The following is a 12,530-nucleotide window of genomic DNA, read 5'->3' as shown; positions in this document are numbered from 1 at the left end:
GGGCTTCTCATTTCTCTAATTGAGCTAGTCACGCTTTAGTGTTTCAACAGGACGGCTTCGCACTGCATTGAAAGCAACCATCTGAACTGTTATACCCGCCAGCGCCAAACAGGCAAACGAACTGACTGCAAATACACTAACAGGTAGCTCAATTCGATAGACATACTGATTGAGCCAGTCGGTGAGCAAAATAAACGCTATGGGCAATGCGATAAGGGTTGCAAGCAGCACCAGAACGCCAAAGCGTAATTGGAACAACCCATAAATTTGCCAGTTTTTTGCGCCCATAATCTGGCGTATTGCTATTTCCTTCAGGCTTTGTAACAGGGTAAACGAAGCCACTGCGTACAATCCGGTAACAGACATCACCATTGCGATGAGTGTAAATAGCTTTAGCAATTGCAGGTGCTGTGCCTGGTTGTGGTATTGTGCGTCGAATAAACTTGCCAGCCACTCATACTTAAATGCTTTGCTGCTGTCTAATTCGAGCCAGGTCTGCTCTAGCTGTTGCAGCACATCTGGATTAAACCCTGCTTTCAGTCTGATTGCGATCCACCTAAGTGCCAGATCTTCGGGTTTCTCAGACAAAATATAAACCATAGGCGGAACATGCTGACTCGCATCAACGTGATGCGTATCTTCGACCACACCGATAATCTGATGACGATGCAATCCTTCGCTAACACTGCCGAGTGTCAAATAGCGACCTATTACGTTATTGGGGTCAGCATTCAATCTGGCCGCCAATGTTGCATTAATTATCAGATTCCCGCGAGTATTAGCTGTATTCTGTTCATCTTCAAAGTATGGATCTCCGGGAGACTGGCGCGTAAAAACCCGACCGCTCAGAAGCGCAATACCCATAGTCCTGAAATAGTCATAGCTAACCGGGTTATTGCCAACCCATATCTCATTACCAGGCGCTTCATGAGTTCGTACAATCGCTGATGTACGCGTCGCTTTGGTAGGGATCGTGTGTGACATACTCAGGGAAATGACATCGTCGTACCTTGATACCTGACGCTTGAAATCCTGATAAACGGTAGCACCGCGGTTGATGATGAGGACATTTTCTCTGTCATAGCCTTGCACCATTGTACTAAGATGATCCATCTGTTGACTCACCACTGTGCTGGCGATCAGTAGCAATGTTGCGATGATAAACTGAATGACCATGAGTATACGGCGAAAGAGTGTTGCTCCGTGACCTGTATCTACTACTCCCTTCAATACCAGTGCAGCGTTCATGCGACTAAGAAACAAAGCTGGGTAGCCTCCCGCGAGAAGGGTAACGCAAAGCAAGGTGAGTATCAGCGTAAAAGCATGCTCGAAGGTAAGGGAAAGCGTGATTTGTGCCCCCATCAATTGATTAAATGCGCCCAATAGCAGAGCCGTTAAAGCGAGTGCAGCTCCCAGAGCCAACAGCGTTATAAATAAAGACTCAATCAGATAATGTAAAGCTAGCTGGCTTGGACTTGCCCCTAGTGCTTTTTTAACTCCTACTTCTCTTGCTCGTCGCAAAGAAGCGGCAGTGGCCAAATTGGTGAAATTGATACAGGCCAGAGTTAATAACATAAAAGATACCAGTACAAAGGTGTTTACCATTTCTTGGCTGCCGGGTGGGATCAGGCTACGGGTTGCTGTAGCATTTAGATAGACATCCAATAAAGGTTCGAACATGACTCGGTAGCGCTTATAAGACGATAGCCCTTCAACGCGTTGCTGATAATAGTCACTGATATTTGCAGTCAGTGACGGTATTGCGGTTGCTTGCGTGATTTTTGCAAATGTGATGGTCGCGTTGAAATTCCATAATGTTTGCCAGCGTTCATTTGGCAATTGCTGAAAATAGTTCTGGATCGGCAGAATTATCTCATTCGGGATGGTGGATGGGGCACCTGAGTATCTTATTACAGCGGATACCTGGTAGGGTTTACCGTTAATGTTAAGCCGTTCACCAATCACCTGAGTACTGCGTGAAAAGTATTTCAGCGCTTGTGCTTCGTGCATGACCACTTTATCAGGAGCCTGCAGTGCCGTGTGAACATCTCCCTCAATCAGGGTGTAGTCAAAGAATGAGAAAAAATTCTCGTCAACGAATAGCGCACGTTCAGCAAATACACCAGAAGCATTACTGATAGATATAGTGCTGACTGAAATGCGCGTTACCTCAGTGACTTCCGGGAAGTTACTGGTAAGCTCCTCGGCGAGCCGAAGAGGGGTGAGCGTTTGGGGACGATTGTCATCTCTAATCAGGTTAATTCGGTAGATATTCTCTGCATTTTTGAAATGCGCATTAAAGTTGTGTTGATGGGAGACATACAATTGGATCAACATAAAACAGGTTAGGCCGATGACTAAACTGAGTAACTGAATGACCGCGGTGCGTTTGCTGCGCCACATATTGCGCCATGTCATAGTGAGCAAAAGGCTAATCACTTAATACCTCCTGCTTGTTCACTGTACGCTGAGCAGAAACCAGGCTGTCTTGTTGTATTTTGCCATCCATAAGTCGAATAACCCGAGTGCCATATTGAACTTGCTCCTGAGCGTGCGTCACCATAACGATGGTTGTTCCCTTCATGTTGAGCTGGCGAAGTATTTCCATGACTTGTGTTGAGTTTTGGGAATCCAGGTTACCCGTCGGTTCATCGGCCAGGATCAAATCAGGTTGAGTGACTATCGCACGTGCTATCGCAACTCGCTGTTGCTGGCCCCCAGAGAGCTTTGCCGGCAAGTGAGTGCGACGGTGTGCGATGTCCAGGCGGTGGAGCACCTCTTCGACCCGAGCGGTTCGTTGTGCTTTGTTGAGCTGCTGATAATGTAATGGCAGTGCAATATTCTGCTCTACAGTAAGCTCGTCTATTAGGTTGAAATTCTGAAAAATAAACCCAATGTGTTTTTTCCTCAGCTGCGCCTTTGTTATTGAAGATGCGGCGGAAAGTTCAGTGCCATTGAACACAAAGCTACCTTCATCAATGTCATCCAGCATGCCCAGAATATTGAGCAAAGATGACTTGCCGCAACCAGATGGCCCTAAAATCGAGATGAACTCGCCATGGCTGACCGACAGCGAGAGCTTGTCCAGCGCGACGGTTTCGATATGTTCCGCAATAAATGAGCGGCTGACATTATTTAGTTTGATCATATGTGTTCTACCTTAAGGGATAATAGAAAGGTGCTCTGCGTCGGCAAAGCGGCTATATGAAGACGTTATCAGTCGCTCATTGATACTGATGCCTGATACGATCTCCACCTGAGTGGGGTTACGACGCCCCAGGGTGATTTGGCGCTTGTGTGCACTGCGCCCATCTTCACTCACTACAAACGCCCAGGCGCCAGCTGTGGACTGTATAAATGCGCCATTTTCAACGACCAGTTGAGCCGTCTCTGAGCTCAGGTTTAGCGCCAGTGGCAGGCTCTGTCCAAGTCTTAGTGCGGGTAGTTCAGAGGGCGTTTGGACATGAAAGTCGACTTTAAACCGGCCGTTTTCGATGCCCGGATAAATTCTGGCCACGGTCAGCGCAATCGTTGATTGCCCGCTCGTTATCGTAGCGGTATGTGCCATTGAGATTTGATCTATATAGAATTCATCAATATGGGCACTGATTTTGAATTTGTCTATCAGATCGACCTGGCCAAGTCGCTCACCAGGCGTTTTAGATTCACCAACCCGGGCATTCATAAATGTCAGTTGCCCATCGCGCGGGGCGCGGATAGTAAGTTTGTCCAGGCTGGCTTGCGATATCTTGAGGTTAGATTGCAAGGTAGCAATGCTTTGAGATAGCTGGGTGAGCTGTTGCTGTTGTAACAATGCTTCTTTTTGCTGGCTTTGTTTTACCGTTTCACGGTATGTCATTTGATAGTTAAGCTCATCCCTGAGTATCTCGACTGTTCGTTGTGGCACCAAGGCTAGTTCATAAAGCTTTTGCTGACGCGCTAACTCCTTTTCCAGTTTAATAATGGCAAAATCTAGTTCGATGATGTCACGTGCTAATGCAAGCTGGTTTTGTTCAACGGCCAGACGCGTGTTGCGCATGTCGTTAATCTGCTCTGATACTTCCGCTTCGCGAGCTAACACCCTGAGTTGCAGATCGGTATTGCTGAGCTTGAGCAGTGCCTGACCCTGATGCACCTGCTCACCCTCACGGACATACAAGGCCTCTACGCGTCCGCCATCAATTGCATCTATAAAGATGGTATCTTGTGGTTCAACAACACCGCGTAACGGCAGGTAGTGGGTAAAGCTGGTGCGATGTGCGGTACTGAATTCAAGTGTGTTCCGACTGATGTCATAGGTTTTCCCCGACATCTGAAAGTGGCTACTGAATACCTGAATGCTTGTGGCTGATACCGCGATGAAAGCAATGACAAGCGACGTAATAACGGCGCGTCGTCTGCTTAACAATTTGGGTTGGACGGGTTTATCCATACTGGCTCCTGATCCTGTGAATGAAAACGCTGATCAGTATTGTTAAACTGCAAAGGGGAGTCAGGAACAAACCAGGAAAAGGAGTGATGGCGCAAGGAAAAGTGATGACCACCAGGAGTGGTCATAACTAAAAGTAATAAAATTAAATGCTTAAGTTTAGTTAAGATACAGAGGTTGTATCTCCTACAAAAAATGTTTCACTGTACGTCGAGTGTTCTCATGACATCTGCTGTGGTGCGTTGCAGATGTGTATAGATTATTCCATGTGCCGAGAGCTGATAATCTGCACTATCAATCTGTTGTGGCCAGGTTCGTTTATCCGTTGATACCATAGAGAGGTGTGCATGACTTCGATCGTCCTTAACACAATGTAAGCCATTTTTGCTACGCTGCAGCGTAAGCCGTCGATTGGGCAGGTGCGTTGTACAATACAATGGCAAAGCTGAGGTCTCTCCACTTGACTCTGTGTGTTTGTATACCTGGCCTGTTTTTCGGTGTAACAAGTAAAAAGCGTCATCGTGTTTACTGTAAATTCCACCCATAAACTCGGGGAAAATAGGCTCAGATTCAAGCGTCGTCAAATCGAAACGTACCAGCTGCCAGCGATTGTTTCTGGTAGTGGAAAACAGCAATTGATTATCAGAATGCCAGCTGACCCCCCTGATAGCCATACCGGTGACTGGCAGAGCGACAGTTTCCAGTGTAGTGATATTTGAGAGAAGAAGCTGATTGTCACCCAGGCTGAGCAACCGATTACCATCGGGAGAAAATGCGAGCTGGTAAAATCGATGGGGGGGGTTACTGGAAGTTAGCGGAACAGGCTCCGCCAGCGGTTGCGTTATATCCCCCAGATACACTTGTGCGTGTGTTGAGCGTTTTGAGACAAAGGCATAATGTGATGACGTGTCTGCTATCGTCGGCAGGTAATCCATAACCGATGAATTTGCCAGGGGGAGTGTTTGGTTGTCAGAACTGCGCAGTAAATAGATATCTCGATCCAGAAGGTAAGACACAAAGGTGAAATCTGTTCCATTGTTTATTCTGGCCGGATGTTTGACGCGCGCTGTATTGCTAACGACAGTTGCCAATTTATCGCCTTGCACAGTACTTTGCCACAGCTCATAAGCCGGGTGTGGGGCTGGGTGGATCAAACTTTGACTGTCATGATGCCAGATAGCTGAGCGCATCAGGTAGTCAAGTTGTGCGGTTTGGGTGAGCTTTGACGAGGATAAGTCGAGCGTGTAAATACGTGTTTTTGGGCCAAATTCACTGTTTAACATCACCAACGAATGTCCGTCAGGTGAAAGGTCAAAGGCGTAGTTTCCACGGCCATTGGTAATTGGCTGATTCACGATCGACTTTTGCCTCTGGGTTAAATCAATCTGGAAAATTTGATAGCCGAACTCTTCAGATGTGCGATCATTGAAGTAGAGTTTCGTTCCATCTATTGAAAACGCGAGGTCGGGCTTACTTTCGTTGCCACATGTGCTCAGTTTTTGCCATTGTGATTGCGTACGTAAGTGCGTCACACGAGTCAGGTAAATACCACATGTTTGCGGTGTATGCATGACAAATGCAAGCTGCTCACTATCAGGTGACCAACTTGGTCGACTAAACTGCGCAAGCGGGATTGATAGCTGCTGCTGGGAATGTGTACTGACATTTTCGACGATGAGCACATTCAGCTGGTTTATCTTTTTGACATAAGCGAGCGCTTTGAGATCTGGCGACAGACTGGGGTATAACTCTTCGCCCTGTGCTCGCGTATAGGGTGTAACTTGTTTGTTTTTACTCAGCCCAGGTAACGAATAAGGATAGTACAGGAACATTCCGGTCACGAAAATGGCAGCAGCACACAAGGCAATAGCAGATAAAATGGGCCGCTTAATTCTGATTATGCTGGATAGAGGCTGATGTCTGCTTGCATGGGCAGAGAAGGGTTCTGTTTGTATGGGCACCTGATCTGTTTCATGAAATGAAGTGATCATTCGATATCCCTTGCGCGGCACGGTCAAAATGAAATTGGGGGACTTGGGATCATCGCCCAGTGCTTTGCGCACCTTGACCAGGGTTCGGCTAATGGCATTGTCTGTTACTAGTGTGCCTTGCCACACTGTATCCATTAGTTCATCTTTGCTGATCACGCGCTGTTGATTGCACGCCAGGTAGTAAAGCAAATCGAATACCTTTGGTGCCAGCGTCACTGAGACACCATCACGGATCAGTATCTGGTTATGGGTATCTATGATCAGGTTTTCAAATCTCAGGTATCTCAAAATAGGCTCCTGCCTGGCACACAATGGTATTATTGTTATCTTTGTACACGCCAACCTATGAGTTGGAATATTCAGATAGTACGCTAGTTTATAGGTTGACGTAAATCCGGATACTTTCATTCTCCTCAATTGTGTAGTTTTAACCCTTTAAAATATAAAGAAATAAAATCTTGGTCACAGTGGAGTCACAGACTCGTCCTGAGAATTCCTGAATAAATCAGCGTTACTTCATGTGTCATTGAGTACGAGCCGATAAGGTGAGCAGACATTAAACCCAAATAAGGACTTTTATGATGTATAGATTCCATCGTGCTCATTTTCAGGTATTAGTTAAAATGCTTGTTTTGTTTGCCTTGATTATGACTTCTTCTATGCCCGCTTTATCTGCTGACGCGCGCAAAGGTAAAATTCTTTTTGTTATCTCCGGGGATAAGCATGGCTTTTGGCTACCTGAAGTTGTGGGCCCATACCGGGTGTTATACGACGCTGGGTTCGAGATCGAGCTAGTCAGCAGTACCGGTATGCCAGGATACCCCAGAGGGCGACTGGCAGAGGCACAAAGACGTTGGCTGGATAATTCGCCTCTTAAGCAACAGCTTAGTGAACCAAATGATTTAGAAACGCGCGATAGTCGTGACTATCTTGCTGTTTACTACGCAGGCGGGGCTGGACCAATGTTTGATCTGACGGCACATGCCTCAGCAAAGAAGCTTACAGAAGCCATATATAAAGCGGGTGGTATAATTGCTGCGGATTGTCACGGCACTGTCGCCTTATTGAACTTACAGGATGAAAGTGGTCACCGGTTGATCTTAAACAAGCGGATTACTGGCAAAGCGAACAGCGAAGAAGGGTGGTTTGCTCGCACACATTATCCATTTTTGATTGAAGATGAGGCAACAAGGCTTGGCGCTATATTTGTTGCTGCTAAAAAAGGTCAGGTGAATGTTGTTGTAGATGGTCAGTTTGTCACAGGACAGAATCCGGTGTCGGCAATACCTATGGCTGAGGCACTATTGGTTGCATTAGGGCAATTGAAGTGATTGTTTCACCTACACTCAGGCAGTTAAAATTTACTCGTTTGTCACTAAGGTCATGACTGTCAGTTGTAACTGGTAAAATCGGCGGATGAGGTAAAGTGAATGTGATGGAAGATCCAAAACATACAATTGAATCAGGCAAATTCACATAACTTTATATACAGAAGTCCCTTTGCGGGGCTTCTGTATATTTGGCTGAATTGTTTATTTCTTACTACACTTGCCCGGTTTTGCAAGTTTCAGGGGGGTGATATCCTCTTGCCCCTCTCCTTCGCTAACCTGTTTAAGGTTGGCACCACCGACAAAAACGCCAAGTTTGATATATTGTTCAATATAGTAATTCTTGCCTGATTCAGTATCAATGAACAGGTCATTTGGTGAAAACTCAGATTCAGTTGTAATCTTAGTGCCTTTTCCTGCTTCAACCTGCTTATAGAAGAACACATTAGGTGCAGATTCACCCACGCACTCGTCATTGACCCAAATGTCCTTTTTTAACGCTCCACCGACAGAAGAATCTCGGTAGATGTACAAACCGGCATAACCATCTTTAGGCGCTTCGTATTGTTTCGCTCGACTGGATGCTTCTTCTGACTCTAGCGGCACACTGGCACACCCGGAAAACAGTGAAACCAATACAGCTGTGAACGCAATTTTTTTATACATAGTAACTCCATTAAATGTACTAAATTAAAAAGTAAAATGCTGATTTATTGTGTTTTTCAGTATGTAGCAAATTACGAAACAAATTCTCGGTTATTTCTATTCTAGGGTCAATATAAATATTCCAATAACTCTCCGTCTTTTACTCCTGAGCCTGGTTGTAATTTGTTAGCTGTAAACAGATGAAAATAGTGCTTACTGCTGAGAACAAAAAGCTGAACCGAAGGAGGGCTGTTGATCGTTCAAAGGGGCTTACTTGTCGGTTAGTGTTTGGGTTGCAGAGCTGGTAGGATCAGATGGTGTTTGTAACTGCTTATCCATAACCCGAGTAACAGTATCAAACAGTGCCTGCATATCAATTGGTTTAGCGACAAAATCGTCAAATCCAAGTGACAGATACCGGCTGACATCCTCAGGAAGTACATTGGCTGTGATAGCGATGAGTGGCTTGTTGTAGTCGGTATTTTTTACCTGTTGGCAAACTTCTATGCCATCCATTACTGGCATTTGAATGTCAACAAAGAACAAGTCGGGCTGTGTGTCATAAAAACAATCCATGGCCAGCTGACCGTTGTTGGCGAGGGTAAGGTTAGCGTGGGTCTTTTTCATCATCGCTGCAAATATTTGTTGATTAATCAGGTTATCCTCAGCAAGTAAGACATTTACGCCGCGCAAATCAGGGGTTTCCGGTTTCGCTTCAGTGGATAAGCGTTGCGATGTCGGCTTGGCACTTAACAGAGGCAGGTTAACTCTAAACTTGCTACCTTCACACGCCACACTACTAACAGTAACTTCACCCTGCATAAGTTCGACCAGTTGTTTAACTATTGCCAGTCCGAGCCCTGACCCCCCGTATTTACGTGTGGTTGAGCTGTCAGCTTGGTGAAAGTGTTTGAACAGGCTGGCGACCTGAGTTGGCGTCATGCCGATCCCAGTATCACAGACCTCAATGACCAGCCGCTCTTTGTTTCCCTGCACGTTCAACCTCACCTGACCTTGTTCGGTAAATTTAATCGCATTTGACAACAAGTTACGCAATATTTGTTTAAGTCGCAGCGGATCGGCAAGCCTGACAGACAAGTGTGGCTTTAGTTCTGAAGTGAGTTCTAGCACGACTTGTTTATCACGTGCCAGACGTTGGTATTCCTGAACTACTTCCCGGCACAGTTTTAATATGTCTACCGCAAGCACTTCAAGGTTAAGCTTACCAGCCTCCATTTTTGAAAAGTCGAGTATGTCATTAACCAGGGCAAGCAGGGTCTGTGAGGAGGTGTAGCCTTGCTCTACGAGCGATTTTTCTTCTTGATCATGATTGTGTTGTCTTAGTAGCTGGAACACCCCCAGAATCGCGTTCATGGGCGTGCGGATCTCATGGCTCATAGTGGCTAGAAACTGCGCTTTAGCCAGTTCTGATTGCTCTGCGCGTACTTTCTCCTGTTTAAGCTGTGTCACTTGAATATTGACGGTACTCACCAGTTCGTTAAGCGTCTTTTGTAGTGTTTTGAGCTCTTCGTATTCCAGGTTAGCATTATTTTGTTGATAATTACCTGAAGTCAGCGATGTGCAGTATTTTTCAAGCTGCTTCATGGGGCTTGTTACCTTACGGCTCACATAGGCTAGATACCAAAAGAGTATGATTAATACACCTAGTGCAAGTAGTGCGCTTCTGATAATGGCGTAGAGGATCTCTCGAGTATATGCGCTGTGCTGGTGAGACAGTGAGAGAGACAAGCTTAATCCGTCATGATTGCGCTCATAAATCGGATGTGTAGCGTTAAAGCCTTCTTCAAACTCTTGGCCTTCACGAAACCACATTTGTTGATCTGAAAAGACAGTCAAAGATTCATAATCTGCCAGCTCAATGGCAAGTTGGCTTACATCAAGTTCGAAAAACAGCACGCTGGTATAGCGAAAGGGGTCGATGAGAGAAGGCAGGGTTTGACGTAGTGGCACGGCAATGAATAAGGTTCCTCCGTTTGTATCGATAATTCCAAGCTCTTTATTGCTGATCAGCAGTTTACGTACCATCAACTCTCGTGAATTATCATTGATCACTGAGTTGGCGTGCTCCAGGACCGAGGGTGTAGCCCAGTGCAGGGTGTAAAGCGGGTAACCTTCGACTATATAGGGTGAACCGTCACTGATCATCACACTTTTTACCAGAGGGGATGTGTAGACCAGATCGCGCATTTCCTTGAGCGCATATTGCGTATATAGAAGATTGAGAGGCAGTTCTGCCAGGATCCGGTGATCACTGTAATGAGCAACCTGAAAAGTAAACTCGGCGAGCCTGTTTTTGATGTCTAGAGACAGGGTCGTTACGCGTTGTGCAACCGTGTCTGCAGCAATTTTATTGGCTTGGGTCCAGGCACTGTAAGCAAAGTGAGCCAGGGCAATGGTTAGCAAAGCCAAAACCATTGCGCCCACTTTAAGTTGTAACTCACTGACTAGGCTTTTTTTCTTGCTCATAGCTAATCGACTTCTCGACAATATGTTGCATAAAGTGGGCGGCCTGATGTTCGTCTAGTACACCAGCCAGGTGGCGTGTCAGGCCCTTTAACATCGCCTCCCAGACAAAGGCCATTTGTGCTTCGTTAGGCATAGGCTGAGCATACTCCAGCGTCGATATGAGTGCTTCTACTTGCGCAATTCCTTGTATCTTGAGCATTTCTAATGCGCGTTTGTCGACTGGTAGCACATTTATGGAAGACCATAAATTAGTTTGTACTGGCAGAGATTGCAAAAATTCGGACAGTGTTCTGAGCTCGGCTCTTTTGGTTCCAGTTAAGGCGTTGTCAGGAAACGCAATAACATGAGACGAAAAGTATGAGCGCATAGGTTCACCATGGAGGCTGGGTAACTGTGCGACACCGAGCTTATCACCAAAATGTTCTGAGAAACGTTGAAACATCCAGGAACCATTGATGGTGTAGGCAACTTCACCGGTTAAAAATTGTTCCACGGTGCAATCGTAGTCACATTCTACATCCAGCCACGCCTCGTTTTTAAGAGACTTATACCAACGCAGTGCGCTCACCATGGCGGGTGTATCTAAGTTAGCGTTGCCATTTACAATCAGTGATGTTCCGAAAGTACCTAAAAATGCTCTATACCAGTACATTTCATAATAGTTCCAATTGATTTTAAGCGCCTGCTTCTTTTGTTGTGCGCGAAGTTGCTGCCAGCTCTTTGCGGGATCGCTGACAACTGCACGGTTGTAGTACAGCATCAGCTGGTTACCAAATACGATCGGTACCCCAAGCGTGGTGCCATTGGCTTTGATGTTCAAACGGACCTGATCAATCAAATGCGTTGACAGCCAGTGATCTGGCACTTCGGACAAGTTGAGCGCTGTCAGCCCCATATAGTCTGCGGGTACTATGATACCGTCAGGTAGGGCGTTATTACTGGCCCTTAAAAGTAGCTCAGATTTTAAGGAGTTGTTCTCGAATTCAACGACTTTAACCCGAATACCGGTTTTCCTGGTGAATTCTGTAAACAGAGGATTGAAGTCATAATTTTCCAGACCAATGGCAATGGTCAATGAATGAGGAGGTGGCGGCTTAGCATGTGCTATACAGCTGCACAGGCTTGTTATCAACATGAACAAGAAAGTGGTAGATAACCTGCCAAGCATGACCTTCCTTAGAATGGGATTTGCTAACTAATTTATAGCAAATTCTCGGGTCAGAGCAAACCCGTTCAATAAACTCTCGCATAAACATGACTCTTACTAAAGGCGAAATGCGCATTGTTACAGGCTGTTGAGGTACAATAATAAGAGGTATTTTAGAGCCGTGATGGGAGGCTAATAACGGGAGTTGGTACGACCGAGTGGAGCCGAATCACTGACTGCTGGACCGGGCCATAGAGAGTGGTGGTGCTCTAACCAACTTAGCTACGATTGTACTTAGAGATGGGGTTTGATTTATCAAATAAGTTGGTACGACCGAGTGGATTCGAACCACCGACTGCTGGACCGGGCCATAGAGAGTGGTGGTGCTCTAACCAACTTAGCTACGATTGTACTTAGAGATGGGGTTTGATTTATCAAATAAGTTGGTACGACCGAGTGGATTCGAACCACCGACCCCCACCATGTCAAGGTGGTGCTCTAAC

The 12,530-nt window shown here is 45.9% G+C and carries 8 protein-coding genes; 1 reads left to right on the top strand and 7 read right to left on the bottom strand.

Going from position 1 to position 12,530, the window contains the following annotated elements; genetic code table 11:
• Nucleotides 1-24: 24 nt before the first annotated feature.
• The 4 genes from NH568_RS22660 to NH568_RS22645 form a co-directional block, all read right to left on the bottom strand.
• Nucleotides 25-2,439, bottom strand: coding sequence for an ABC transporter permease (locus NH568_RS22660; protein WP_253110645.1), 2,415 nt, complete (start codon nucleotides 2,437-2,439; stop codon nucleotides 25-27).
• A complete protein-coding gene (locus NH568_RS22655) occupies nucleotides 2,432-3,148 on the bottom strand; it encodes an ABC transporter ATP-binding protein (protein ID WP_253110640.1) in 717 nt (238 codons plus the stop codon). Before NH568_RS22655 ends, NH568_RS22660 begins: the two co-directional genes overlap by 8 nt.
• Nucleotides 3,149-3,160: 12 nt before the next feature.
• Nucleotides 3,161-4,432: an HlyD family efflux transporter periplasmic adaptor subunit gene (locus tag NH568_RS22650; RefSeq protein WP_253110637.1), complete on the bottom strand. Its 1,272-nt coding sequence runs from the start codon at nucleotides 4,430-4,432 to the stop codon at nucleotides 3,161-3,163.
• A 197-nt stretch (nucleotides 4,433-4,629) separates the two neighbouring features.
• A complete protein-coding gene (locus tag NH568_RS22645; protein WP_253110634.1) occupies nucleotides 4,630-6,708 on the bottom strand; it encodes a winged helix-turn-helix domain-containing protein in 2,079 nt (692 codons plus the stop codon).
• Nucleotides 6,709-6,998: 290 nt separating this feature from the next.
• On the opposite strand from NH568_RS22645, the gene NH568_RS22640 reads away from it, so the two are divergent.
• Nucleotides 6,999-7,751, top strand: coding sequence for a type 1 glutamine amidotransferase domain-containing protein (locus NH568_RS22640; protein ID WP_253110632.1), 753 nt, complete (start codon nucleotides 6,999-7,001; stop codon nucleotides 7,749-7,751).
• Between the two features lie 201 nt (nucleotides 7,752-7,952).
• On the opposite strand, the gene NH568_RS22635 is transcribed toward NH568_RS22640, so the two are convergent.
• The 3 genes from NH568_RS22635 to NH568_RS22625 all read right to left on the bottom strand — a co-directional run bounded on the left by NH568_RS22635 (nucleotide 7,953) and on the right by NH568_RS22625 (nucleotide 12,048).
• Nucleotides 7,953-8,414, bottom strand: coding sequence for a DUF2846 domain-containing protein (locus NH568_RS22635; RefSeq protein ID WP_253110628.1), 462 nt, complete (start codon nucleotides 8,412-8,414; stop codon nucleotides 7,953-7,955).
• Between the two features lie 249 nt (nucleotides 8,415-8,663).
• Nucleotides 8,664-10,880, bottom strand: a complete 2,217-nt coding sequence (locus tag NH568_RS22630) for an ATP-binding protein (protein ID WP_253110625.1) — start codon at nucleotides 10,878-10,880, stop codon at nucleotides 8,664-8,666.
• Nucleotides 10,852-12,048, bottom strand: a complete 1,197-nt coding sequence (locus NH568_RS22625; protein ID WP_253110619.1) for an extracellular solute-binding protein — start codon at nucleotides 12,046-12,048, stop codon at nucleotides 10,852-10,854. The genes NH568_RS22630 and NH568_RS22625 overlap by 29 nt, the downstream gene beginning before the upstream one ends.
• Nucleotides 12,049-12,530 lie beyond the last annotated feature (482 nt).

This window comes from Pseudoalteromonas sp. XMcav2-N, from assembly GCF_024124545.1.
Lineage (GTDB): Bacteria > Pseudomonadota > Gammaproteobacteria > Enterobacterales > Alteromonadaceae > Pseudoalteromonas.
The sequence above is the reverse complement of the archived record's forward strand: the minus strand, read 5'-3'. Positions and strand labels throughout refer to the sequence as shown.